The 22315-nt window shown below is 40.9% G+C and carries 28 protein-coding genes; 7 read left to right on the forward strand and 21 right to left on the reverse strand.

What is annotated here, in order from left to right; all coding sequences use genetic code 11:
• Positions 1–22 precede the first annotated feature (22 nt).
• From MHB79_RS11430 to rpmG, 4 genes are all read right to left on the reverse strand, one after another.
• On the reverse strand, positions 23–196 hold the full coding sequence (locus tag MHB79_RS11430; protein WP_017367602.1) for a hypothetical protein: 174 nt from the start codon (positions 194–196) through the stop codon (positions 23–25).
• Between the two features lie 89 nt (positions 197–285).
• Positions 286–750, reverse strand: a complete 465-nt coding sequence (locus tag MHB79_RS11435; protein ID WP_340989793.1) for a hypothetical protein — start codon at positions 748–750, stop codon at positions 286–288.
• Between the two features lie 78 nt (positions 751–828).
• The gene (locus tag MHB79_RS11440) at positions 829–1389 is read right to left on the reverse strand and encodes a 5-formyltetrahydrofolate cyclo-ligase (RefSeq protein ID WP_253622426.1); all 561 of its coding nucleotides are present in this window, start codon (positions 1387–1389) and stop codon (positions 829–831) included.
• A 48-nt stretch (positions 1390–1437) separates the two neighbouring features.
• Positions 1438–1587 (reverse strand): 50S ribosomal protein L33, encoded by a 150-nt coding sequence (gene rpmG, locus MHB79_RS11445; RefSeq protein WP_012010579.1) that lies wholly within the window; start codon positions 1585–1587, stop codon positions 1438–1440.
• A gap of 421 nt (positions 1588–2008) precedes the next feature.
• On the opposite strand from rpmG, the gene MHB79_RS11450 reads away from it, so the two are divergent.
• Together MHB79_RS11450 and MHB79_RS11455 are read left to right on the forward strand one after the other, a co-directional pair.
• Positions 2009–2356, forward strand: coding sequence for a hypothetical protein (locus tag MHB79_RS11450; RefSeq protein ID WP_003217285.1), 348 nt, complete (start codon positions 2009–2011; stop codon positions 2354–2356).
• Positions 2353–2853: an endolytic transglycosylase MltG gene (locus tag MHB79_RS11455; RefSeq protein WP_003217472.1), complete on the forward strand. Its 501-nt coding sequence runs from the start codon at positions 2353–2355 to the stop codon at positions 2851–2853. Before MHB79_RS11450 ends, MHB79_RS11455 begins: the two co-directional genes overlap by 4 nt.
• A gap of 43 nt (positions 2854–2896) precedes the next feature.
• Here the strand turns inward: MHB79_RS11455 and pstB (MHB79_RS11460) are convergent, their stop codons facing one another.
• From pstB (MHB79_RS11460) to MHB79_RS11500, 9 genes are all read right to left on the reverse strand, one after another.
• The gene (pstB, locus tag MHB79_RS11460; RefSeq protein WP_034620853.1) at positions 2897–3679 is read right to left on the reverse strand and encodes a phosphate ABC transporter ATP-binding protein PstB; all 783 of its coding nucleotides are present in this window, start codon (positions 3677–3679) and stop codon (positions 2897–2899) included.
• 13 nt (positions 3680–3692) lie between these two features.
• A complete protein-coding gene (gene pstB / locus MHB79_RS11465; protein ID WP_034620835.1) occupies positions 3693–4505 on the reverse strand; it encodes a phosphate ABC transporter ATP-binding protein PstB in 813 nt (270 codons plus the stop codon).
• Positions 4506–4528: 23 nt separating this feature from the next.
• On the reverse strand, positions 4529–5413 hold the full coding sequence (gene pstA / locus MHB79_RS11470; protein WP_003217489.1) for a phosphate ABC transporter permease PstA: 885 nt from the start codon (positions 5411–5413) through the stop codon (positions 4529–4531).
• The gene (gene pstC, locus MHB79_RS11475) at positions 5413–6339 is read right to left on the reverse strand and encodes a phosphate ABC transporter permease subunit PstC (protein ID WP_003217329.1); all 927 of its coding nucleotides are present in this window, start codon (positions 6337–6339) and stop codon (positions 5413–5415) included. Before pstC ends, pstA begins: the two co-directional genes overlap by 1 nt.
• A gap of 79 nt (positions 6340–6418) precedes the next feature.
• The gene (locus MHB79_RS11480) at positions 6419–7336 is read right to left on the reverse strand and encodes a phosphate ABC transporter substrate-binding protein (protein ID WP_003217324.1); all 918 of its coding nucleotides are present in this window, start codon (positions 7334–7336) and stop codon (positions 6419–6421) included.
• 214 nt (positions 7337–7550) lie between these two features.
• Positions 7551–9686, reverse strand: coding sequence for a peptidoglycan D,D-transpeptidase FtsI family protein (locus tag MHB79_RS11485; RefSeq protein ID WP_113387145.1), 2136 nt, complete (start codon positions 9684–9686; stop codon positions 7551–7553).
• Between the two features lie 122 nt (positions 9687–9808).
• On the reverse strand, positions 9809–11095 hold the full coding sequence (locus MHB79_RS11490) for an MFS transporter (protein ID WP_335355989.1): 1287 nt from the start codon (positions 11093–11095) through the stop codon (positions 9809–9811).
• A 122-nt stretch (positions 11096–11217) separates the two neighbouring features.
• A complete protein-coding gene (sodA, locus tag MHB79_RS11495; RefSeq protein ID WP_003217313.1) occupies positions 11218–11826 on the reverse strand; it encodes a superoxide dismutase SodA in 609 nt (202 codons plus the stop codon).
• 187 nt (positions 11827–12013) lie between these two features.
• Positions 12014–12499: a DUF456 domain-containing protein gene (locus MHB79_RS11500; RefSeq protein WP_003217408.1), complete on the reverse strand. Its 486-nt coding sequence runs from the start codon at positions 12497–12499 to the stop codon at positions 12014–12016.
• 143 nt (positions 12500–12642) lie between these two features.
• On the opposite strand from MHB79_RS11500, the gene MHB79_RS11505 reads away from it, so the two are divergent.
• Positions 12643–13413, forward strand: a complete 771-nt coding sequence (locus MHB79_RS11505; protein WP_003217320.1) for a DUF1189 domain-containing protein — start codon at positions 12643–12645, stop codon at positions 13411–13413.
• A 55-nt stretch (positions 13414–13468) separates the two neighbouring features.
• Here MHB79_RS11505 and MHB79_RS11510 read toward each other — a convergent pair whose 3' ends face one another.
• Positions 13469–14014, reverse strand: coding sequence for a GNAT family N-acetyltransferase (locus tag MHB79_RS11510; protein ID WP_137054966.1), 546 nt, complete (start codon positions 14012–14014; stop codon positions 13469–13471).
• Positions 14015–14204: 190 nt separating this feature from the next.
• On the opposite strand from MHB79_RS11510, the gene MHB79_RS11515 reads away from it, so the two are divergent.
• Positions 14205–14507 (forward strand): hypothetical protein, encoded by a 303-nt coding sequence (locus MHB79_RS11515; RefSeq protein WP_003217371.1) that lies wholly within the window; start codon positions 14205–14207, stop codon positions 14505–14507.
• Positions 14508–14612: 105 nt separating this feature from the next.
• Positions 14613–15725, forward strand: a complete 1113-nt coding sequence (gene ispG, locus MHB79_RS11520) for a flavodoxin-dependent (E)-4-hydroxy-3-methylbut-2-enyl-diphosphate synthase (protein ID WP_003217392.1) — start codon at positions 14613–14615, stop codon at positions 15723–15725.
• Between the two features lie 43 nt (positions 15726–15768).
• On the opposite strand, the gene MHB79_RS11525 is transcribed toward ispG, so the two are convergent.
• On the reverse strand, positions 15769–16131 hold the full coding sequence (locus tag MHB79_RS11525) for a DUF308 domain-containing protein (protein ID WP_003217474.1): 363 nt from the start codon (positions 16129–16131) through the stop codon (positions 15769–15771).
• A 139-nt stretch (positions 16132–16270) separates the two neighbouring features.
• Here MHB79_RS11525 and MHB79_RS11530 point away from each other — a divergent pair, with 139 nt between their 5' ends.
• Positions 16271–16849 carry a 5' nucleotidase, NT5C type gene (locus tag MHB79_RS11530; protein ID WP_310426258.1) on the forward strand — a complete coding sequence of 193 codons (579 nt, stop codon included), beginning with the start codon at positions 16271–16273 and terminating at the stop codon, positions 16847–16849.
• Between the two features lie 18 nt (positions 16850–16867).
• On the opposite strand, the gene MHB79_RS11535 is transcribed toward MHB79_RS11530, so the two are convergent.
• The 5 genes from MHB79_RS11535 to MHB79_RS11555 form a co-directional block, all read right to left on the reverse strand.
• Positions 16868–17785: an ROK family protein gene (locus MHB79_RS11535; RefSeq protein ID WP_050943752.1), complete on the reverse strand. Its 918-nt coding sequence runs from the start codon at positions 17783–17785 to the stop codon at positions 16868–16870.
• Between the two features lie 131 nt (positions 17786–17916).
• A complete protein-coding gene (locus MHB79_RS11540) occupies positions 17917–18345 on the reverse strand; it encodes a Fur family transcriptional regulator (RefSeq protein WP_003217433.1) in 429 nt (142 codons plus the stop codon).
• The gene (locus MHB79_RS11545; protein WP_003217436.1) at positions 18323–19183 is read right to left on the reverse strand and encodes a metal ABC transporter permease; all 861 of its coding nucleotides are present in this window, start codon (positions 19181–19183) and stop codon (positions 18323–18325) included. Before MHB79_RS11545 ends, MHB79_RS11540 begins: the two co-directional genes overlap by 23 nt.
• A complete protein-coding gene (locus MHB79_RS11550) occupies positions 19183–19959 on the reverse strand; it encodes a metal ABC transporter ATP-binding protein (RefSeq protein ID WP_050943751.1) in 777 nt (258 codons plus the stop codon). The genes MHB79_RS11545 and MHB79_RS11550 overlap by 1 nt, the downstream gene beginning before the upstream one ends.
• Positions 19960–20094: 135 nt before the next feature.
• Positions 20095–20976, reverse strand: a complete 882-nt coding sequence (locus MHB79_RS11555) for a YitT family protein (protein ID WP_003217308.1) — start codon at positions 20974–20976, stop codon at positions 20095–20097.
• 140 nt (positions 20977–21116) lie between these two features.
• Between MHB79_RS11555 and MHB79_RS11560 the strand changes: the two genes are divergently transcribed.
• Complete coding sequence (locus MHB79_RS11560) at positions 21117–21371, forward strand: DUF2624 domain-containing protein (RefSeq protein ID WP_003217420.1); 255 nt, start codon at positions 21117–21119, stop codon at positions 21369–21371.
• A 48-nt stretch (positions 21372–21419) separates the two neighbouring features.
• Here MHB79_RS11560 and MHB79_RS11565 read toward each other — a convergent pair whose 3' ends face one another.
• Positions 21420–22313, reverse strand: coding sequence for a deoxyribonuclease IV (locus MHB79_RS11565; RefSeq protein WP_340989797.1), 894 nt, complete (start codon positions 22311–22313; stop codon positions 21420–21422).
• Between the last annotated feature and the right edge of the window lie 2 nt (positions 22314–22315).

Below are 22315 nucleotides of genomic sequence, written 5' to 3' on the forward strand. Positions count from 1 at the left end.
AAAAATCCCGGCGTCTGCGGGATTAGAATGCTTGGCGAATAAATTTCGTCCGAAAATATGGGATTTTCATCAGCCACTTAATAAAAAAGTGACGCACTTGATTTTGACCTAAGATCAAATTCATCAGCCGGTAACGATTTTGCACGAGAACGAATGCAAACAATGTGAACACAATGCTCCAAATCATTTTATTCATCATATTCCCTCCTATGTTCGTATCGTGGCTTAAATAGGATGTGTTTATGCATGAACCATCATTTTTATCGCTTACCATGCGATATGTTTTCACACTCTAATCCCTTGTTCTTTTGATTGAATATAATAGACCTCTTCACACTCAGATTGATCATAAGAAACGTCAAATTGATGAAGATCGATTAAATCCTTGAACGTATGAGGCAGCTTACAATTCTGCTCTACCTCTTCCATCTTGTGAGGGAAGTAACTGTCGTATGGATTTGGTGTATGAACATATACAGCGTCTAAACCAGGGTCATGTTCGTGAATACAAATCCATGTTTGGTATGGCTTTTCAAAGCCTTCAAGCTGTTTTAACAGCCTATGATATAAAGCGATATGGGCTTTGATATGCTCTCTTCTTATTATTAAGCTATTTTCCCCGACCCCAAAAAAATCAAGGTGTGTATGCCAAAAATAAAACCATGAATCCTGATCAAGTTTGAGATCACAAGTATTCACTTCCTCCCACATATTGCGGAAGTATCTTTTCTTTCCACGAAATTTTTTCAAAACGGACCTCCTATCAGCTCACATGACATGACCTTATGAAACAACAAAAAGCCCGTTCTTTGGACAATCAGCGGACTTTTACTTTTGATATAACGTGCCTTTTTCACTGACAATCATAGACACCGGTATGTCGTGCGCTTCAGTCGGCACATGCCTGATTTGCTGTAAAGACAGACAAAGTGCAATGGTTCCCCCGTGATAGTCAGCTAAGTAGCGGTCATAATAGCCGCCCCCAAATCCAATCCGGTAGCCTTTTTGATCGAAGCATACCCCAGGCACAATGATTAAATCAATGGTTTCTTTATGTACAGCTGTTGATACTTGAGGGTCTGGTTCCAATAGCCCAAAGTAGCTGGATGTCATCTTTGTTTCGGGTGTATATTCATAAAACATCATCTCTTTTGTTTTCGGAAAACAGGTAGGGATACATACTGTTTTTCCTTCTTCCCACGCTTTTTCAATTAGAGGCATTGTCGGTATCTCTTTTCCTCTAGACATCGTCAAAGCGATCGTTTTCGCCTGTTTCCATGCTGGCAGCTGCAATAAGTGCTCATGAAGTAAAGCCGTGCTGCGCTCAAATTCTTCAGGGCTTATCTGATCAAGCTTGGCTAATGTTTGAAGGCGAAGCTCCTTTTTCATACAGATCATCTCCCATCATAAAAAAACAGCAGGAAAATTCCCTGCTGCTTACTTTGTTTCACGATGTACAGTTTGTTTTTTATCACGTGAGCAATACTTTTTGAATTCAACGCGATCTGGATTGTTTCGCTTATTCTTTTTAGTAATATAGTTACGCTCACCGCATTCAGTGCAAGCTAGAGTAATATTTACGCGCATATTTTTCCCTCCAAACTAAAATCAATTCACATTCAGACCTAACTATAATACCACTTCTAGCTTAGGAATGCTAGAATGTTTTTTCACCAATTTCAATTTGAGTGCATCCACTTACATATCGCATGCTTATGTCATGAAAAATCGTCTGCTCCCCTATAAAACCTGATCCTTTGTCGTACTGTATACATGAGAGACCCTCTTCTCCCCGCCGCTTTCATTTATTTTGACAGCGAGGCAAGGTTTTCATACCCGTTTTACATATAAAAAGAAAAAAGATGAAAAAAAGGTGATTTTCTTCAGCAATTCCTTTTGAAACTAGCTTTTTTATGGTATAAAAAAGAAGGGTCGAAAACTGTCTGAAACAATCTTGGAAGCCTTTTATGGCTTTCAGCATTAAAATATGAATAAAAGGTGATGAAACATGGAAATTGCAATTATCGGATTGCTTGTTGTCAGTATTGTACTGATCGCATTCTCATATTTTCAAAGAGAACCGATTAAAGAAGTCGAGCAGGAACTTGAAACACTTCAACTATCTGCAATGCAAGAAATCTATAAACTGAAAAAGAAAATGAAAGTGCTTGAAGAAGAATTACTTGAAACAAACATCGTCGTCCGCAAGCATTCAGAAATTGATCCATCCATCGCAAGACAGATCATTTCAAAGCACCAAAATGGCATGTCTCCTGAGGCCATTGCGCGCGCTGAGCATGTATCTGTAGAAGATGTCAACATGATCATTAAAGACAACGAGAGGGTGCTTGTATGACGAAAAAAAGCATCCAAACGTTTGCAGCAGGTATGATTCTTGCAACTGGGGTTCTTGCGATTGTCTTTTTCCTCACTGGGAAAGACGAGGCAGCAGCTGATACAACAACAAAAGAAACCCTCGCACAGAAAGTAACAGACACTGACGTGAAAAACTATTTAGACTCCAAAAAAGAAGTCACTGTCAGCCGTGAAACGTACCAGCAGCTTCTTGACTATAAGGAAAAAGCGCTGAAGGCAAATGAAGACGGAGATTCTAAAAGTGATCAACAAAAAGAGGACAAGCCTAAAGGCAAATCGATCAAATTTGTGATTAAAAACGGTATGAGTACAAGTGATGTTTCAGACATGCTTGAAAAGGACGGCATCATCAACTCGTCTAAAGATTTTAATGATTACGTAATTGACGCCGGCTACCATAAAGAAATTCGTGCAGGCAAGTTCAATTTAAAAACAGGAATGACATTCAAACAGATTGTCAAAGCCTTAACAAAATAACAACAAACCCCCCCTGGCGGCACTGACCTCCAGGGGGGTTTTCTTATCCAAATCGACCAGATATATAATCATTCGTTCTTTGATCGTTTGGCTCAGAAAACATCACATTCGTATCATTGACCTCAACAAGCTCCCCCATTAAGAAGAATGCCGTTCGGTCTGATACCCGAGCCGCTTGCTGCATGTTATGCGTCACAATGGCAATCGTATATTTCTCTTTCAATTTCATAATCAATTCTTCAATCTTTAATGTTGAGACAGGATCAAGCGCTGATGTTGGTTCATCCATTAATAAGATGTCTGGGCTTGTAGCAATGGCTCTTGCAATACAAAGACGCTGCTGCTGACCGCCAGAAAGGCCTAGAGCGGGAGCACTTAATCGATCTTTCACTTCATCCCAAAGTGCAACATCTCGAAGCGCTTTTTCCGCGATTTCTTTTAATTGCTGCTTGCTCTTTACTCCGTGAATTCTTGGTCCGTATACGACATTATCAAAGATAGACTGAGGGAATGGATTTCCTTTTTGAAACACCATCCCGACATTTTTACGCAGCTCGACTAAATCGACACGACCTTTTAAAATGTTGTCATCTTTATACATCATATCCCCGGTGATTTTCACACCTGGCACTGTTTTGACCATAAGATTTAACGTTTTAATAAACGTTGATTTTCCGCAGCCAGACGGGCCGATAATCGCTGTGACTTCATGCTCTCTAATCGCTAAGTCAATATGCTTCAATGCATGATGCTGTCCATACCAAAGATTCATATCATTCACACGAAACACTTCTTTTTTTGCTGCTTTAGTTGCTACTGCATTCATCAAATCACCCGCCTTATCCAAATCGACCATTGATATAGTCTTCTGTTTTTTGCTGTGCAGGACGTGTAAAGATACGTTCTGTGGCATCATATTCTACTAGATCTCCGTTTAAGAAAAAGGCCGTACGATCTGATACACGGAGCGCTTGCTGCATGTTGTGTGTCACAATGACGATTGAATAATCATTTTTTAATTCGCCTAATAGCTCTTCAATTTTCGCATTTGAGATAGGGTCTAGGGCAGAAGCCGGTTCATCTAATAATAAGACACTAGGTTTCATCGCAAGTGTACGTGCAATACAAAGTCGCTGCTGCTGACCGCCTGACAATGACAAAGCAGATCGGTGCAGACGATCTTTGACCTCATCCCATAACGCCGCCTTTGTTAAGCTTTCCTCAACCGCATCATCAAGCACAGATTTTCTTTTTTCCCCGGCATACTTTAACGCATGGGTGATGTTATTGTAGATCGATTTAGGAAATGGATTTGGTTTTTGGAAGACCATGCCGATTTCTCTTCTTAAATTCACCACATTAATACGGTCATCCAAAATATTTAATCCTTCGTACATGATCGCCCCTTCACTTCTCGCACCTGAAATTAAGTCGTTCATGCGGTTAATGCTGCGTAAAAAGGTAGATTTCCCGCAGCCGGATGGGCCGATTAATGCGGTGATTGCATTCTTCTCAATCTCGAATGAAATGTGATTGACCGCTCTTTTTTCACCATAATAAATGCTTAAATCCTGCACCTGTAAAATCTGTTCCGCCTGAAGTGGAGCCTTTTTCGCTGCAATCTCTTTTTTTTCTGCTAGCATTTGAACCATATCCCCTTCACACCTCTCTCACATTATTTTGACGTAAGCTTTTTATGAATAAATGAACCAAGCCATCTAGCAGCTAGGTTGAACAATAAAACTGAAAGCACAAGTACAGCTGATGCACCATTTGCAATGGCCTCTGCATCTGGAATGATTCCTTGTGTATTGACGTTCCATATATGAACGGCTAATGTTTCTGCCGGTCTAAACACATTCAGCGGTGACGTATCAGAAAAAGGACTCCAGTTTGTGAAATCAAGGCGCGGTGTGGAGAGACCTGCTGTAAAAAGAAGAGCAGCCGCCTCACCAAAGACTCTTCCTGATGCTAAAATCGCACCAGTGATAATAGACGGAAGCGCACCTGGAATAAGGACCGTTTTGACTGTATGCCACTTCGTTACACCAAGCGCTAGTGATGCTTCCTTTTGATCCTTCGGTACAGAGCGCAGCGCATCTTCTGTCACCCTGACCATCACCGGCAGGTTAAACACAGTGAGCGCAAGAGCTCCTCCAATAATCGTATAGCCCCAGCCTGTTAAATTCACAAACATGAGTAAACCAAACATACCAATGACGATAGACGGAAGTGAAGACAACACTTCGATACATGTACGAATAAAGTCTGTGACTTTGTTTTGAGGCGCGTACTCTGCCATATACACTCCGCCGCCGACGCCAAGCGGTACTGTAATCAGCATCGTAATAAACAAAATATAAAACGAGTTAAAGAGCTGATCCCTGATACCGCCGCCAGAGCCAATCGCACTTGAGCGGGTTGTTAAAAAGTCGAAGTTTAATTCTTTTGCACCGTTGAAAATGATATAAGAAAACAAACCAACGAGAATCGCCGTAATAATGGCAGCACATAATCCAAATATAAATGTGGCAAAACGATCGGTCATTTTGCTATTCATTAAATCTTCCTCCTAGACGACAAGTATCTGATAATGAGTATGAACATAAATGATACAACTAGAAGGACAAGTCCCATTGACCAAAGTGTATTGTTCTCAACACTTCCATACGTTGTGTGACCCATGTTTAACGTAATAATGGTTGTTAATGTACCAGCTGTATCCATAATGCTCTCTGGTAAATTACGCGTGTTTCCAATGACCATCTGTACAGCAAGGGCTTCTCCAAATGCTCTAGCCATGCCAAGAACGACCGCTGTCATTAATGTTGGCAGAGCTGCTGGGACAAGCACACGTCTAATCGTTTGCCATCTTGTTGCGCCTAATGCGTACGATCCCTCACGTAAACTTTTTGGTAGTGAACCCATTGCATCAGTCGCAATGGATGTAACGGTTGGCAGGATCATAATAGACAGGACAATCGTTCCTGCTAGCACGCTATGCCCTGAGCCGCTTGACTTAAAATGTCCGATAAACGGCACCAATACTGTAAGACCTATGAATCCGTAAACAACGGATGGAATCCCTACAAGCAATTCAATGACTGGCTGGAGGATTTTACGTCCCCAAGCAGGTGCAATTTCTGTCATAAAGATTGCGCCTGCGATGCCTAGTGGCGCTGCAATGAGTGCCGATAGGAGCGTGACAGCGATTGATCCGAAAATAAAAGGAAATGCGCCGTACTGCGGGTTTTCTGCTGTTGGGTTCCAATTGATACTGGTTAAGAACTCAATTGGGCTTACACCATTTACGATGAAAGATTGTAAACCCTTAATGCCAAGGAAGATGGTGATGGCGATTGATACAGCAATCATTAAGAATGCGCAAAATCTCACCAAAATACTTCCTCTTACTTCATCCATTTGCCTATTTTTCTTCGAGCTGATCAGTCGATCGCTCGCTTCTGTATGTTCTATCTGCTTCATCTTTTTCTACACTCCTATGAATGTCATAAAAGGAAAAGTGAAAAGCTCCACTTTTCCTTCATCAGCAATTCAAGACCTCTTACTTATCTGTTTGTTTGCCTGTTGCGTCTCTTTCTACTTTCATATTAGCAACTGAGATGTAGCCTTGGTCTTTGACGATTTCTTTTTGTACTTCATCACTCATGAGGTAATCTAAGAATTGTTTTGCTAGACCATCTGGCTCACCTTTTGTATAAGAATGCTCGTAAGCCCAAATTGTATATTTACCGCTTTCTACATTGCTTTCTTCCGGTTTCACACCATCAATGCTAAGCGGTGTAATTTTGTCATCTGTTAAATAAGAGAATGCTAGGTATCCAATCGCACCTGGCGTTTCTGCAATCAGTTTTTTCACTGTGTTTGAAGAATCTTCTGTGATTCCTTCTGCAGGTGTTGCACCATCAAGTGCATATTTCACAAATGTTGCACGAGTTCCTGAAGAGTCAGGTCTGTTGACAAGAGTGATTTTTTGGTCTTTCCCGCCAAGCTCTTTCCAGTTTTTGATTTTACCAGTGAAGATTTTTTTCAATTCGTCCTTTGTGATGTCCTTGACACCCACTTCAGGGTTTACAGCTGCGGCCATTCCAACAACTGCTACTTTGTGGTCTGTTAAAGCTTTTGCGTCGATTCCGTCTTTCTCTTCTGCGAATACATCTGAGTTACCAATTTGTACAGATCCTTCTGACACTTGAGAAAGTCCTGTTCCTGAACCGCCGGCTTGTACTTGAATATCGGCTTTTGGATGTTTATCCATGAATTTTTCTGCTGCCGCAAGAACTAAAGGCTGCATCGCAGATGATCCTGAGATGGTAATGGAACCTGATGCCTCATCTTTGTTTGAAGCATTTCCTTTACTGTCTTTTGAATCTCCGCTTGAGCTGCTGTTTCCGCATGCTGTGACGAATGCTAACAATGCGATAGTAAGGAAAGTAAGCAGCCATAATTTGTTCTTTTTCATTTCAAGAATACCCCCTGAATAATTTGTCCTACGAGTAATACATTAAAGGTTCTTTATTAATTTCGTTTAAATGGAATGTTAAGGTTTTGTAAATGTCGAAGTTTTGTAGAGATCTTGCGATGTTTTTTATGTATTTTGTCAATTTATCTCGAAAATTTTGAAGAAAACGTAAAAAAACGCCCACAAAAAGTGAGCGTTTTTACCTAGAAAAGGTCTAGTCGTTTGTTTCTGCTTCATTTTCAATTTTATTTTTGTTCTTCGCTTGTGTATCATTGCTTTCCTGTTTTGATTTTAGCTCAAAGTATTTGTCTAATACTTGTTCACCGATATCATTTGTAATTGGATAGCGCTGATTGTAGTCTTGATACACCCATGGTACAACGACGGAAATGGCCACTTCTGGATTATCAGCAGGCGCATACGCAACAAGTGTTGTGTTATATGTTGGTGTGCCGCGTTTGCTTTTAATTGGGCCGTCATAGAATGATTGAGCGGTTCCTGTTTTGCCAGCTGGGTTATACTTTTTGTTGCCAAAGTTCGAGTAGGCCGTCCCTCTTGGGTTCTGCATGACAAGCTTGAAGCCTTGCTGAACACGCTTGATCTCATCACCTGTCATGTCTAGCTTATTCAATACGTCCGGTTTGACGGATTCTGTTACAGCACCAATGCCGCGCTGCGGATCTGGCTCTCTCACTTCTTTAACAAGCTGCGGACGTAAACGATATCCGCCATTGGCAATCGTTGAAACGTATTGCGCCATTTGCAGCGGTGTAAACGTATCATACTGTCCAATTGCATAGTCAAGCAGGAGACCAGATTGTGTAGACGTTCCCCGGTAGCCTGTCGCTTCGTTTGGCAGGTCAATCCCTGTTTTGACGCCAAGACCAAATTTACTGAAATTATAACGGAATGTATCAAAAGCTTTCGGATCGATTGGGAGCGGCTGGTTCTTACGATACTCCCCTTTTCCAACGGCAATCGCTGTTTTAAACATATACACGTTAGATGAACGTTCGAGTGCCGTTAAATCATTAATGAGTCCCATATTTTGATAGGATTTCTTAGGCGGTGACTGCGCGATATACAGCGGTTCATCGTACTGGGTACTTCCAATATGAATCACGCCTGTTTTATATCCCGTCAGTACAGTGGCCCCTTTTACAGCTGAGCCCATCGCATAGGATGAAGTCATCGTTCCTAATGCGTAGTCATCAAATTTGTATTTTCCGTTTTTGTTTGAAATCTGTTTCCCCGCAACGGAGAGAACTTCTCCATTTCTAGGGTCCATCATGACAACAAACGCACGATCAAGAAGCTCTGTCCCGCCTCTTTGTTTCGCACTTCTTAAGTTCTTTTCAACGATTTTTTCTACTGCTTTTTGCAGCTGAATATCAATGGTGAGCACTAGGTCTTTCCCGCTCTTTCCTTCTGTTAGCACTTTAGAGCTTGTCACATTGCCCTCTTTATCAGTTGTACTCTGCTCTTTTTCCTTTTGGCCTTGCAGGACATCTTCATATTGATATTCTAGATAGCTTTTTCCTACACGGTCATTTCGGCTGTAGCCGAGCGATAAATAATGTTCAAGAAGTGACTGCGGAAGTCCTTCATCACTTGAGGACACGCTGCCGAGCATACTGCGAAGCAGTCCTTTATACGGATAGCTGCGTGACCAGTCTGTTGTGACATCCACACCTGGCAGCTCGTCCAAATGCTCAGAGACGTAAGCAATTTCGCTTGGCTTCACATCATCATTTTTAATGAATTGAGGCGTAAGTGCATAGCCTGCATCCATTTGTCTTTTAATCGCAAGCACTTGTAAGTCTTTTTTCGTCAGTTGATTTAATTCCTTGTCCGTGATGCGTTTCAGCTGAAGCTCATATAATTTATCATCAGCGACCTTATCGTCACCCTTTAATTCCGATTCCTTTTGAACAAGCTTTTTCGCTTCATTCGGGTGCGTTAAAATCCAGAAATCTTTTTTGTCACGATCGGTGATTTTTTTCGTACTCACATGAATCATATCCGCTAATTTTGTAGCCACTTTGAGCCGCTCTTCTTGTGAAGTCGTCGAGGTTCTCGTATATGTAATGGCATTTAGCGCTTTATTGCTGACAATCGTATTATAGTTTCGATCGTAAATTTTTCCGCGCGGAGCAGATGAGCTGACATTCACATCCTCTTGTTTTTCTGCCTGCTTTTTATAATCTTCTCCATTGACAATTTGTACAAATCCGAGTCTTACAACAACACCGGTAAAAATAATAAACGCAGCTAAAAATAATAAATTCAGCCGAAGTGGAAGTGTTTTGCGCCCTTCCTTCGCGTCTTTTTTGTTTTTCTTGTTTCTCATCACATCACCTTTTCTATCAAGAAAGAAATGGCACCCCTTTTTGTGTATAAAAGGTGCCATCATCATTTTAGCGGTTTTTCTATTATTTATCTAGAAATTTGATGTTCCATTGGTAAGAAATTTTACCTTTCTCCCTTAATAAGGTTCGTCTGAGAAACTGGCTTTTGACCGTCTGCCTCTTTCATATCAGCAGTTTTTTCTTTCAAATGAATATCTTTTACAAAGAAATAAATGAGGGTATGTCCCGCTCCAAGCACAACAAGAGATGCAGGTATCCCGAGCTCATCACCAAGTAAAGTGACAGACAGAAGAAACAACACAATGGAACAAATACGGCCAGCATTTAAAAACAGCTCCCTGACCACAATATATTCAATTCGGGCTTTCCTTGCATACCTTGCATGACCGATGACATCGTATGTTAAGGATACATATGGAACAAGCAGAAGCGGATATCCTATCGCGATGGCTACCGCATACATGAGAAGTGATACATAGGACAAGTGAAAGACGATTAAGAACAAGGCGCCGTATAAAATCAGCCCGCCAAGCATAATGGCTTTCTTACGCCATTTTTTCTTAATCAAACGCGTAGCGAAGAAATAAGCGAAAAAGGCAACACCTGAGTTCACCAAACCAAATGTCCCGAGAGCAAGCTCACTGTTTGTTGCGATAAACACAAAGACACTGATTAAGAAGACAAAGACCCCTTCACGAAGCCCTTGAAAAAAGTGAGCTGTTGTAATCTTACGCCAATTCTCGTCGGCATGGCGTTCTTTCCATATTTGCTTGATGATAAATTTTCCTTTGGACTGCCTTCTCTTGAGGAAAAAGCTTATCACAACCGCTAATGAAAACAAAATTAGCGATAAAGTAAAAATCACTGTATAGCCCGTATCATCTGTTAATTGAGAAATGACAATACCCGCGATCAGTGGACCGATCATGCCAGCTGTAGAGGTGAGGACTCCGAGAAACCCATTAAAGAAATCTCTTGTTTCAGGCTCAGTGATCTCAAAGGTAAGTACGTTAAAAGCAAGCCAGTAAAAACCATAGCCGATCCCAAGGACACTCCCTAATAAAACAAGCCGCGCGGCCGCGTGCTCTCCTGCTATTAAGACAATTAAGTAAAAAGCGGCTAAGAAGATCACGCCGAAACGAAGGACAAACGCCCGGTCTATTTTTTTAGCAAGCCGGCCTGCGAATAAAAATGTAATGGGCTGAAGCACAACAATAGCCAGATTGTAAATCGCAAGATCTGTGAATTTCCCAGACTGTTTCCATAAATACACGTTTACAAACGTATTAGAAAGCGCAATGGCAAGTGCGTATAATCCGCCAATCGTGAGGAGGAGCATTAAATCTCTTGTAACATCCATGTCCCCGAACATTTTCTTTAATCTGCTCATATATTTCATTCTCCTTTTCTACACAATAGTCTGTCTCATCAAAAGACAGATATGTAAAAAAAGGAGGGAAAATATAAAAAGACCTGCTTCTCTAAAGAGCAGGTCTTTTCAAATCAAATGGTTTATTTAGCTTCGCTGTAAAGGCGAGCCACTTCATCCCAGTTCACAACATTCCAGAAAGCTGAAATGTAATCAGGACGACGGTTTTGGTAGTTTAGGTAGTAAGCATGCTCCCAAACGTCAAGTCCTAGAATTGGTGTTTTTCCTTCAGTTAAAGGAGAATCTTGGTTTGGCGTGCTTGTGATTTCAAGTTTGCCATTGTTCACAACAAGCCATGCCCAACCAGAACCAAAGCGTCCTGCAGCTGCTGCAGCGAAATCAGATTTGAATTTTTCAAATCCGCCTAATTCTTTTTCGATTGCATCTGCAAGTTCACCAGTTGGTGCGCCGCCACCGTTTGGTGAAAGAAGCGTCCAGAATAATGAGTGGTTAGCATGTCCTCCGCCATTGTTACGTACAGCTGTACGAACGTTTTCAGGTACAGAGTTTAGGTTAGCCACTAGCTCTTCGATTGATTGATCTTCAAGAGCTGATACACCTTCGATTGCTTTGTTTAAGTTTGTTACATATGTGTTGTGGTGTTTTGTGTGGTGAATCGTCATTGTTTCCTTGTCGATATGTGGTTCTAATGCATCGTAAGCATATGGTAATTCTGGAAGTTTAAAAGCCATGGTTAAATTCCTCCTTAGAAATGTATGTACTGAAATGCTTCCTTAGGTCGTAAGCAAGCAATTCACCCTACTCAAAGAGTATCAAAAGAATTGGCTTGTTTCAACGTTATTGCTCATGATCTGAAACATTTCAGTGTTTATTTTGTATTTAACCCTTTAGAAAGAGTTTTAAACGCCCTTTTTCTATTTATCGAAGGACATAAAATAAAAAGATGCCCAGCATCAGCGCTTGAATCAATCCTTTGGCAAATACACCTGATATAAATCCGATTAACGAGCCTAATCCTACTTTCACACTTGTCTTCACATCTTTTTGATGAACAAGGAGCTCTGCTATAACACTTCCGATAAATGGACCAATGATAATTCCTGCAATCGGAATCACAAAAGGACCGACTAATAACCCAATGGTGCTTCCCCAAATAGCTGCACGGCTACCGCCAAAACGCTTGACCCCAATCAGGTTCGAGACATAATCTGCCGCAAATAATACCGCGGTAAATACGGCTTGAATGAGCCAAAACGTCAGTGTCAGCGGCTCGAAGCTGAAAAAGAAACCATATAGAATAAATCCGAGAACCATAAAAACCACACTAGGGATAATTGGATAAACAAGTCCAACAAATGCAATGATAAATGCACAAATGATCAGAATCCAATACAGCACGTCCAAGTCACAGCCGCCTCCTTTTTATTTGCTGTATACATTATGCCTCATTCCCTCTATCTTAACCAGCAATGAAGGCCATACTTGTACTTGTTAGATAGACATTGATACAATATGAGAAATAGAAAAGAATGTAGGAAGTGAATTGATTGAACGTATTTAAACTATTGTTAAAAGGCATTTATTCACCAAAAGATATTGCGAAAGCACGGTTTACAGGGATTGGCAAAGCGATTTTATTCATTTTTATCCTTTCGATCATCGCAGCAGTTCCACAGGGCTATCATATGAGTCAAGAGATCTCGAATGCGATGTCAGGATTTCAGCATGTGATCAAAAAAGATTTACCTGATTTCTCAATCGAAAAAGGAAAGCTTCAAGCGGATCAAAGTGAACCGATAGAAAAAGAAGAAAACGGCATTACGATCATTTTTGATCCTGCTGAAAAAATAAAAGCAAGTGAGCTTGAATCAAAGCAAACGGCCATCGCATTATTAAAAGAAAAAGCTGTGATTGCTATTGATGGGCAAATGACAGATATCCCGTATCAGCTGCTTGGTGGGACGCTGACAAAAGACGAACTCGCCCGCGTCACAAATCAGAATCAAGCGATTATTATCCCAGTCATCTGTGTGCTGCTATATCTATCAACTGCGGCTCTCATGTTCATTAGCGCAACTTTCCTTGCGATGCTTGGTACATTTATTAAACGCATGCAGCAAAAAGAGCTGTCCTTCCAAATGCTATGGAAGCTCTCTGCTTACTCACTCACATTAACAACAGTCTTTTTCGCCATCATGAGTGCATTAAACACGCCTGTTGCGAATTCATTTTTATTAAATTGGGTCATTAACTTTATCTTTTTATACCTTGTTGTAAAGGAAATACCCGCTAAACATAAACCACTTGTCAAAAATTAATTTAGTATATGAAAGCTCCCCCAACTTGGAGGAGCTTTTTATGTATGTGCATTCTCTATGATTCATCCGGATGAATGATCGCAAACAAATAATGATCTTCCCACACGCCATTAATCTTTACTTTTTTACGATTGAGTCCCTCATTTTCAAAACCTGTCTTTTCAAGCACACGAATGGAACCTATATTACTCGGCTTTACTCCAGCTTCAATACGATGCAGGTGCAGCTCATCAAAGGCATAATCGATGATTAAACGAATGGCTTCTGTCATATACCCTTTCCCGCCATGCTTTTCATCAAGTACATACCCCAGCCAAGCTCCTTCTACCGGGCCTCTTACGACAGAATTTAATGAGATTGTCCCAATTAAGGCATCTGTTTCATTTAAGAAAATACCGTGCATGTAGGCTTCATCCTGTACGCATCTTTCCACACTGCGCTGAATTCGTTCAATTTGACGAGATAACGTGAAAAAATCATCTTTGACCAAAGGTGTAAATTGCTGAAAATAGGAGCGATTCTCAAGTTCAAGTGCGAGTAGTGATTGTGCATCTTCTTCTGTTAGCGCTCTCACATATATATGCTGACTGATTTTCTTCATAAACTCTCCCCCCTGCTTTTATTTTATCATAATCGTGATAGAAGCTTGAAAAAGCACCGCCGAGCGTAAATTCAATACAAGACACACTAGAACGAACTAGAACCTCCCTTTCCAGCTTTTTTCCTCATATTGGTTCTATCATTTCGGGACACGCATAGACTGAAGTAAACTCTTAAAAGCGGTGAGTGAAATGCGGCGTATTATTTTTTTGCTAATCAGTTTGTTTGTCCTCTTTATTATCTTTTTTGATTTAAAAAATGGCACCATTCCCGTTGAAGAAGGTCCAGCTGTCCCTGCAAATGCCTTTCAAACACCTGAGAAAAAAGCATATAAGAACGTCACAGTGAAACAAGGTGAAACCGTCGTCTCTATCGTCCATACAAGTAAGCCTCTTGATGAAGTCATTGAAGATTTTGAAGAGCTGAATCAAGGCGTCAAAGCAAACGAAATTCGGGCAGGCAGCACATATAAGTTTCCGGTATATAAGAGATAAAACGTTAATTCCTTGTCATTCATACAAAGAGACTGTTACAATATGAACTGTAAAACAAGACGTACATGGCAAAGAATTGCTTGTACACTAAGGAGCGATTGACAAGTGAGTGAAGTCACACATCGTACTAAAACACGTCCCGTCAAAGTGGGACCTTTAACTATAGGTGGAAATAATGAGGTTGTCATTCAAAGTATGGCAACAACCAAAACACATGATGTCGAAGCGACAGTAGCTGAAATTAAGCGTCTTGAAGAAGCTGGCTGTCAAATTGTGCGTGTCGCATGCCCAGACGAGCGTGCAGCAAATGCGATTGCAGACATAAAAAAACAGATCAACATCCCGCTAGTTGTCGATATTCATTTTGACTACAAGCTTGCACTGAAAGCGATTGAAGCAGGTGCAGACAAAATTCGAATCAACCCAGGAAACATCGGAAGACGAGAAAAAGTCGAAGCGGTTGTGAAAGCAGCAAAAGAAAAAGGCATTCCAATCCGTATTGGGGTAAACGCTGGTTCATTAGAGAAAAAAATTCTTGATAAATACGGCTACCCAACAGCAGATGGTATGGTCGAAAGTGCACTGCACCACATTAAAATTCTTGAAGATCTAGATTTTCATGATATCATCGTCAGCATGAAAGCATCTGATGTCAACCTAGCGATTGAGGCGTACGAAAAAGCTGCAAAAGCATTTGACTACCCTCTTCACCTTGGAATTACAGAATCAGGTACATTATTTGCAGGTACGGTCAAAAGTGCAGCTGGTCTCGGTGCTATCTTGAATATGGGGATTGGGAATACACTCCGCATCTCATTAAGTGCTGATCCAGTTGAGGAAGTAAAAGTAGCACGTGAACTGTTGAAATCATTTGGTCTTGCAGCAAATGCAGCCACACTGATCTCTTGCCCAACTTGTGGACGAATCGAAATTGACCTCATTAGCATTGCAAATGAAGTCGAAGAATATATCTCCACGATTAAAGCACCGATTAAAGTAGCTGTTCTTGGCTGTGCTGTAAACGGTCCAGGTGAAGCGCGTGAAGCTGATATCGGAATTGCCGGAGCTAGAGGAGAAGGCCTATTGTTCCGTAAAGGTGAAATTGTTCGTAAAGTGCCAGAAGAAACAATGGTCGAAGAACTGAAAAAAGAAATCGATAAAATTGCTGAAGAGCATTATGCAAAAATGGAAGCTGAAAAAGCAAAAGCCAACGCATAACAAAAAACGCCTGACGTCACTGTCAGGCGTTTTTCTGTTCTTGTTAAAAGAACGGGGTGATAAATATGCCAAGGATGACGGAAACAATTCCGATCCCGATTGACCATGCGCCAAGCGCATGTGCTCCTTTTCTTCTTGCAATATAACCAACGACGATTGCCGCTACTCCTAATAGCACCGGCAAGACAAATAACGAGATAATCGCAATCGCGAGTGCTGTATAGCCTATCCCCTTACTGCCTGAATCGTCACCTACTTGGTCACGTTCTCGTCTGTCTACTCGATCTCTTGAAGCCTGATATGGCTCTGCAATTTCAGCAGCTGTTTCCTCTAGATAGCCATCATCATTACTAAAGTGTGTGTCGATTTCACGATCATTTCTTCTGAAATCTTCGTCTCTTTCCATGATCAATTCCCCCTTTTGGTTAATAGAAAGGAGCTTTTTTAGTATGAGCAAAAATGTCTGTTTCATGTTTGCTAAAACTTGCTGGAATTGTGAATTGATTATGTTACACTTTAAGAGTATAAAAATGAGGAGTGTGGGCATGTTACGTTTAGGAATTGATATAGATGGCACAGTGACGGCGCAGGACACCTTTGTTCCCTATTTAAATGAGTCGTTCCAATGTGCCATGACACTAGATGATATGACAGAATATGATTTGACGAAGCTTTTAAATATTTCTCAAGAAGAGTTTTGGGGCTGGATGAATCAGCATGAGCCTCTTATATATAAACAGGCAAAGCCTGCTAAGGACGCAAAAGAGATGCTTGATCAAATGAAACATCAACACAGGCTGATCTATATTACAGCGAGAAGGCAGCATCATGCGGATATCACCTACGAGTGGTTTCACAAACATCACGTGCACTATGATGACATTGAGCTGGTTGGCGGTCATCATAAGCTCGAAGCTGTTCAAAAGCACAAAATTGATGTGTTTTTCGAGGATCATCATGGAAATGCCACAATGATTGCAAAAGAGGCTGACATCCCGGTTATTCTTTTTAACTCCCCATATAATCAAATGCCCATTGACGAGAGGATTATACGTGTCAACAACTGGCAGGAAGCATCTCAATGGATTAAACAATACGAGCAGCGTTTGGAAACTGCTTATTAATACAGAAAAGCCGATACTCTAATGTATCGGCTTTTTTGATGGAGCAAGCTTCCCTTCTGTCATGAGGAAATGGTACAGCGCTCCCTTCATGCCTGCCTGATTCAAGTAATAGCACGTTTCCACCTTCACTTGAATGTTCTTCCACGCAGGCAGAGTATGTAAATGTTTCTCAATATTTGATAGCAAATCTGGTCTGGCACTAACGCCCCCACCAATGAGGATTTTCTCAGGATTAAGGACAGTTGCTACATTGTAAATACCAATGGCGATTCGCTTGTACCACTGATCCACTAGCTTTTCAATGGACGGATCATGCTTTGCCTTTTCAAAAATGTCTTGACCGTCTATTTGCGTGCTTTGCGGAATTCCTTGCTTTTCTTTATAGCTGCGAATTAAACCAGCTGTTGAAGCACTGCTGTTGAGTGTTGTAAATTGTCCATTGTCTGTCTCTGTCAGCATCATGCCAAATTCACCGCCGCGGAAGGAAGCCCCGCGTACAAGCTGACCGCCAGCGAAAATACCACCGCCAACACCTGTGCCAAGCGTCATACAAATAAAACTGTCACACTCTTTCGCATGGCCACTGTATTTTTCTGCAAGAGCTGCACAGTTCGCATCATTTTCGACTTCAACACGAAGAGAGGTTTTCTCTTCTAAAAGAGTTTTTACATTTTGACCATTTAAGGCAATGATGGCTCCTGCAAATTCTGTATAACCTGTTTCACTGTCCACAAAGCCCGGAAGACTAATGGCGATTCCGCTAACATCTGACGTTCTCTGATATTGTTTGACCACATCCGCCATCGCTTCTAAAAACGGTTCAAGCTGACGGCAATTCGTTTCATAGTCACCGCTCGTGACCAGCCCCCCATCCCGATCCATTAATCCATGTTTTGTTCTCGTCCCGCCTACATCAAACACGACATAATACGCCACTTTTGACCCTCCCTTTACTCCAAAAGACACAAATTTCTTCAGTACCTTGTTCTCATTTTAATGAAACAGCCGCCCTTTGTAAAACGTTTTCAAAAAGACAAGAGAAAAAGCCAGCTCTGCGGCTGGCTGTTTTATGAGTGAACTTCCTTCGGTTCGCAGGAAGGACACGTTCCGTATATTTCGAATTTATGTCCGCTAATGTGATAATCCTCTAGATCGGCGTCTAACTTGTCCATAGGGCAGGCATCGATCTCCTTTGTTTTACCGCATGTCAGACAAATAAAATGATGGTGGTGATGAGAAAAGGAACATTTAAAACGAAAAAGCTTCTCACCTGACAATTCCGTTGTTTCTAATATACCTAAGTCTTCATATAGCGACAGGTTTCGGTAAATCGTATCAAAGCTAAGACCCGGGTAGTCTTCACTTAGTGCCGTCAGCACATTTTTAGCAGTCAAATATTTATCAGAATCAGAAAACAGTTGAAGCATGTCTTCACGTTTGCTTGTATACTTGTAGCCTTTTTCCTTTAATAAATCAAGCGCTTCTTGTACGTTCATGATGATTCCCCCTTTTGAATTTTCCAATAAAAATACATCCGATTAAAATCAAAATGGACAGCATCACAATGGTTCCGCCTGGCGCTAAATCTAGATAATAGCTTAAGATCAATCCCGCCAATACAGACAATTCACCGAACAAGATCGAAAGGAAAATCGCCTGTTTGAACCCTTTGGCAATGCGGATACTTGCCGCAACAGGAAGTGTCATGAGCGCAGAGACAAGTAGTGTACCTACGATACGCATCGATGCCGCAATGACAAGTGCGACAACTAAGATAAAAATAAAATGAATCCATTTCGCTGAAATACCAGAAGCCTTTGCATGCTCTTCATCAAAAGAAAGTAAAAATAATTCTTTATATAAAAGCACGACAACTAACACCACAACGAGTGAGATCCCAACAACAATCCAAAGATCTAATCTCGACACCGCACTGACACTTCCGAACAAATAACTAAACAAATCTGTATTAAAGCCATTCGCTAGTGAAATGAAGATGACGGAAATCCCAATCCCGCCAGATAAAATAATAGGTATCGCCAGCTCCTGATAATGCTTATACACAGAGCGCAGGCGTTCAATAAATAACGAACCGGCAACAGAAAACGCCATCCCTAAGTACAGCGGGCTTACCCCTGTCAAGAGGCCAAACTTTTTATCAAGAAATAAACTAGCTGCAATACCGGCAAGTGATACGTGACTGAGGGCATCTGCAATCAGCGAGAGCCTTCTCACGACGATAAATACACCAAGCAAGGGCGCAATAAAACCGATCAGCATTCCTGCGATAAACGCATTTTGTAAAAATTCATAATGAAAAAATGGAAATAGCATTATTCATGTCCCCCATGATGGTGATGATCGTGATGAATCACTTGAATGTCATGTCCGTAAAATTGAGATAACGCCTGATCATCCATTGAATCAAACGTTGCTGCATCTCCGTGGAAATGAAGTGTCTGATTTAAACAAGCCACATGGGTGACTTTATCAGAAACGGTGCCCACGTCGTGTGTGACGAGAATTAAAGACATTCCTTTTTCTTTGTTTAATGTTTCGAGCAGCTGATAAAAGCCTTCTACTGTCCGCTGGTCTACCCCAACCGTCGGTTCATCTAAAATGAGCAGCTTCGGCTGACTGACGAGCGCACGTGCAATAAAGGCACGCTGCTGCTGACCGCCTGAAAGTTCCCCGATGTTTTGGTGCTTTAAATCTTGTATCCCAACTGAACGAATGGCTTCCTCAACTTGCCATTTGTCCTGCTTGCTCATTCGTTTGAATAAACCTATTTTCGCCGTCAATCCACTTGCGACGACTTCGTAAACAGAAGCAGGGAAACCTGTATTAAAACTATTCGCCTTTTGAGAAACAAATCCAATTTGATCCCAGTCTCTAAATTTTGAAGCAGGCGTGCCAAATAGCTTTAATTCACCTTGCTGTGGTTTAATGAGCCCAAGCAGGCACTTTAATAAGGTTGTTTTACCAGATCCATTCGGTCCAACAAGTGCTAGAAAATTTCCTTCCTCGACTGTTAAATGAATGTGATCTATGACATTTCGCTGTCCATACGAGTACGAAATGTCCTTCATTTCAATAATTGGCTTTGCCATGAATCTTTCCACCTTTAATCAATATAAAAAGAATGATTACGATTTATACAACAAAAAGAAAATGGCTTTTGCCATTTTCTCTGTCCATACATACATTTCATTATATAAAAGAAAGATTAAAAAGTAAAATAAAAGCTAATGAATGGCTGTTTTGAACTTACCGCCTTTTGTTTCATGCGTATCCATAATCGTAATAAATGCTTGACTATCAATTTCAAATACAATGGATTTTAGCTTTGTGATTTCAAGTCTTGTGACAACGGCGTAGATGACATCTTTTTCTTCATCTGTATAACCGCCTTTCCCTCTCAGCTTTGTCGTTCCCCTGCCAAGTCGATGAAGAATCGCATCTGAAATTTCATCATAATAATCTGACACGATAATGACAGCTTTTGTTTCATCAAGCCCTTGAATGACAGCATCAATTGTTTTCATTGCCAAATAATATGTCATAACAGAATACATAGCCTGCTCTGGTCCGAAGACAAAGCCTGCCCAAATAAAAATGAACACATTGACGATCATGACAAACTCACCGACGGAGAATGGAATTTTTTTCGTTAGCAGAATGCCTAAGATCTCTGTTCCATCCATTGAGCCTCCATTTCGAATGACAAGTCCCACACCAAAACCAAGTAATAGCCCGCCAAATACAGTGGCTAAGATTGGCTGATTTGTAAATGCCTCTACATGATGGAGTGAAGATTCAATCACGGCTAAGCTGACAATCCCAATTACTGTGGAAACCAGAAAGGTTTTGCCAATATGTTTGTATCCTGATATCATAAATGGAATATTCAAAATGACAACAATCGTCGCAAAATTGATGAATGGGTTATCTGTAAAGAGATAATCCAAAATAAGCGAAATGCCGATGATGCCTCCATCGATAATATTGTTTGGCACTAAAAATAATTCAATGCTGACTGCTGCGCATGTAGCTCCTACTAGAATCAGGAAAATTCTAAATATAAAATGAGGCACTGATTCCTTTCTATGCTGTTTACTATTTGCCATACGTTCTCCCCTCTACACAACTTAAATTTTCAATGAACATTTTATTCACTTTACTATTTTATCATTTCACAGGGTAAAATAAAATTTTTTGCACATTTTCCGTTTTCGCCCATACATTGTTACAGAGGGGAGGAATGGAATTGATTTTAATTCAAAAAATTGTCCTGCAACGGCTCAATCAGATCACAGCAAATGATCTGTTAAGGTATGCGAAGCAGTATGGTGTCAGTTTAACGTCAAACCAAGCTGCTGAGGTGGCCAAACTCATGAATGGGAAGAACATCAATATTTTTAATGATGCAGAGCGTAGCCGGCTTCTTAAGCAAGTAGAAGCGATTACATCTAAACAGACAGCTCAGACTGTCAATGATCTGTTTAATCAGTTTACAAGTTAAACAAAAAAGGGCCGCATTTAGCGGCACCTCATGATGTTATATGCTTTTTTACTGATTCTTAATTTTATCTAGTAAGCCTTCGTCAAATTGCTTTTCTTTTAGCATTGCAATTTCGAATTTGTAAGGTGGCTTTTTGTTCTTTTTATCTTCACCTACATAAGGCGTTTCTAAGATTTTTGGTACATCTTGAAGCTGCGGATGATGCACAATATTGTTCAGTGCATCGAAGCCAATTTCACCAAAGCCGATATTTTCATGTCGGTCTTTTCTTGCGCCTTGTACGTTTTTACTGTCATTAATATGAAGAACCTTGATTCGGTCAATACCGACGATTCGATCAAATTCTTCTAACACCCCATCAAAGTCAGTCACAATCGGATAACCAGCATCGTGTGTGTGACACGTATCAAAGCAGACAGAAAGTGCTTCGTTATGTGTCACTCCGTCGATAATTTGGGCAAGCTCTTCAAAGCTTCTCCCGCACTCTGATCCTTTGCCAGCCATTGTTTCAAGTGCAATTTGAACCTTTTGCCCTTTTACGATGACTTCGTTTAAACCTTCAATGATTTTTTGGATTCCTGCTTCTGGTCCTGCTCCGACATGTGCACCTGGGTGGAGAACAATCTGCCTCGCACCTAGCGCTTCTGTACGTTCAATCTCAGAGCGAAGGAAGTCCACACCAAGCTCAAACGTCGCTGGATTGACGGTGTTCCCAATATTAATAATATATGGTGCATGCACGACGATATCTGTCATACCATGCTCTTTCATATGCGCTTGTCCAGCTTCAATATTGAGGTCTTCAATTTTTTTACGGCGCGTATTTTGCGGTGCACCTGTATAAATCATAAACGTATTCGAACCATAAGAGGCAGCTTCTTGACTCGCTGCAAGAAGCATATGTTTTCCGCTCATGGATACATGTGAACCAACCTTCAACAATG

Source organism: Bacillus sp. FSL M7-0558 (genome assembly GCF_038003245.1).
GTDB classification, from domain to species: domain Bacteria; phylum Bacillota; class Bacilli; order Bacillales; family Bacillaceae; genus Bacillus; species Bacillus pumilus.

What these genes read in the sequence shown, in the direction of transcription:
- pstA (WP_003217489.1), bottom strand. Translation starts at nt 5,413, where the DNA reads ATGAATAGCAAAATGACCGATCGTTTTGCCACATTTATATTTGGATTA.
- MHB79_RS11525 (WP_003217474.1), bottom strand. Translation starts at nt 16,131, where the DNA reads ATGGAAAGAGACGAAGATTTCAGAAGAAATGATCGTGAAATCGACACA.
- MHB79_RS11545 (WP_003217436.1), bottom strand. Translation starts at nt 19,183, where the DNA reads ATGCTATTTCCATTTTTTCATTATGAATTTTTACAAAATGCGTTTATC.
- MHB79_RS11485 (WP_113387145.1), bottom strand. Translation starts at nt 9,686, where the DNA reads ATGAGAAACAAGAAAAACAAAAAAGACGCGAAGGAAGGGCGCAAAACA.
- MHB79_RS11440 (WP_253622426.1), bottom strand. Translation starts at nt 1,389, where the DNA reads ATGAAAAAGGAGCTTCGCCTTCAAACATTAGCCAAGCTTGATCAGATA.
- MHB79_RS11540 (WP_003217433.1), bottom strand. Translation starts at nt 18,345, where the DNA reads ATGAACGTACAAGAAGCGCTTGATTTATTAAAGGAAAAAGGCTACAAG.
- MHB79_RS11510 (WP_137054966.1), bottom strand. Translation starts at nt 14,014, where the DNA reads ATGAAGAAAATCAGTCAGCATATATATGTGAGAGCGCTAACAGAAGAA.
- MHB79_RS11480 (WP_003217324.1), bottom strand. Translation starts at nt 7,336, where the DNA reads ATGAAAAAGAACAAATTATGGCTGCTTACTTTCCTTACTATCGCATTG.
- MHB79_RS11515 (WP_003217371.1), top strand. Translation starts at nt 14,205, where the DNA reads ATGCGGCGTATTATTTTTTTGCTAATCAGTTTGTTTGTCCTCTTTATT.
- pstB (WP_034620835.1), bottom strand. Translation starts at nt 4,505, where the DNA reads ATGGTTCAAATGCTAGCAGAAAAAAAAGAGATTGCAGCGAAAAAGGCT.
- MHB79_RS11555 (WP_003217308.1), bottom strand. Translation starts at nt 20,976, where the DNA reads ATGGCAAATAGTAAACAGCATAGAAAGGAATCAGTGCCTCATTTTATA.
- sodA (WP_003217313.1), bottom strand. Translation starts at nt 11,826, where the DNA reads ATGGCTTTTAAACTTCCAGAATTACCATATGCTTACGATGCATTAGAA.
- MHB79_RS11490 (WP_335355989.1), bottom strand. Translation starts at nt 11,095, where the DNA reads ATGAGCAGATTAAAGAAAATGTTCGGGGACATGGATGTTACAAGAGAT.
- MHB79_RS11550 (WP_050943751.1), bottom strand. Translation starts at nt 19,959, where the DNA reads ATGGCAAAGCCAATTATTGAAATGAAGGACATTTCGTACTCGTATGGA.
- pstB (WP_034620853.1), bottom strand. Translation starts at nt 3,679, where the DNA reads ATGAATGCAGTAGCAACTAAAGCAGCAAAAAAAGAAGTGTTTCGTGTG.
- pstC (WP_003217329.1), bottom strand. Translation starts at nt 6,339, where the DNA reads ATGAAGCAGATAGAACATACAGAAGCGAGCGATCGACTGATCAGCTCG.
- MHB79_RS11450 (WP_003217285.1), top strand. Translation starts at nt 2,009, where the DNA reads ATGGAAATTGCAATTATCGGATTGCTTGTTGTCAGTATTGTACTGATC.
- MHB79_RS11530 (WP_310426258.1), top strand. Translation starts at nt 16,271, where the DNA reads ATGTTACGTTTAGGAATTGATATAGATGGCACAGTGACGGCGCAGGAC.
- MHB79_RS11455 (WP_003217472.1), top strand. Translation starts at nt 2,353, where the DNA reads ATGACGAAAAAAAGCATCCAAACGTTTGCAGCAGGTATGATTCTTGCA.
- rpmG (WP_012010579.1), bottom strand. Translation starts at nt 1,587, where the DNA reads ATGCGCGTAAATATTACTCTAGCTTGCACTGAATGCGGTGAGCGTAAC.
- MHB79_RS11430 (WP_017367602.1), bottom strand. Translation starts at nt 196, where the DNA reads ATGAATAAAATGATTTGGAGCATTGTGTTCACATTGTTTGCATTCGTT.